The following is a 1,094-nucleotide window of genomic DNA, read 5'->3' as shown; positions in this document are numbered from 1 at the left end:
CTTTCTTCGCAATGCCCACCTCGATATCCCAGCGGCCGTCGAGGCGCTGCGCCAATACTGGATGCCGATCCGCTACGCACGCGCCCGCTGATCACTGCGAACGTGGGAGCTCTTACCGCTTACGGTTAGCAATTGTTCCGTAAACGGCTGCATGACCAAGCATGAGTGACCTGGATTGGCTATAGCGACGTTCGCCAGTTTTTTGAGCGGCGATCGCAAGTGAGCCCAATGCTTGACAATCAGCGACCAATTGCAACCGTCCTTTAGCGCGCCGTTCAGAAGGCCGTTTGACAACGGATCGTGAGGTGCAAACACACCCAGGCTGTTTGCGATGTCGATCACATGCCGGCCAGTGGGAAGAAGCACCAGGAGGCCGACTTTGTCCTTGCTCATCCTGACAAGTCTCATGACTTTCTCCGTTCGGCAGCAGTGCGGTTGCCGTACCGCTAGCTCGTTCTAGCGCGTAGATTTGTTCCGCCCCGATCATAGAACAGTACCAAGATTAGTAATTCTGGCTGTACCATTGCGCGATGGCTGCCCTCATTGGCGATTTTGACAGGTTTGATCATCAGGATTAAAGGCGGGAACAGACACGGCGCTGTCCGCCCGCGTCTTTCCGGCATCATGGGATTTTCTGGACATTGCACGGAAATCTTGGCCCATAGATTGACCGCCTTGATGAGGCGATCCCACGGAAGGGGGCGTCTGCTTGTCCTGCAACGTCCAAAGGCATCGGCCTCGAACACTTTCTCGAACTTCGCTTTTTGGCAACGCGTTTCTACAAGACGTCGGTGAAGCCTTCGCCATACCAAACATCCAATACCGAGCGCACCTCCGTCAGTGCGTCCGACGATCAATACAGAAGCCTTCAACGTGCTCGGCCCAGCATCTTTGGTGAGCACAGACTTTGTCTGGATTGTCTGGAATGTCAGGTGGGTCGCAGATGACACGCGACCCCGACCCCAAACGTAACCGGCATGAGGACCCCACCTAGCCATCCTTCGGCTTGCGCGCGATACAGCCTGGCATGAGCGGATCGGTGGAGGTGTAACGATGGCAAATGCCATGCTTGATGCCAGGCAGGAAGGTGACTC

General features: G+C 55.9%; 1 protein-coding gene. It reads right to left on the bottom strand.

What is annotated here, in order from left to right:
• Positions 1-72: 72 nt before the first annotated feature.
• Positions 73-393, bottom strand: coding sequence for a hypothetical protein (locus tag ACZYOF_RS43895; protein ID WP_463719606.1), 321 nt, complete (start codon positions 391-393; stop codon positions 73-75).
• Between the last annotated feature and the right edge of the window lie 701 nt (positions 394-1,094).

Source organism: Bradyrhizobium sp. LeoA1Lang (assembly GCF_055413685.1).
This window is presented reverse-complemented; position numbering and strand designations above follow the sequence as displayed.

Excerpts from the sequence above, each read along its gene's own strand:
- ACZYOF_RS43895 (WP_463719606.1), bottom strand. The coding sequence starts at position 393 with ATGAGCAAGGACAAAGTCGGCCTCCTGGTGCTTCTTCCCACTGGCCGG.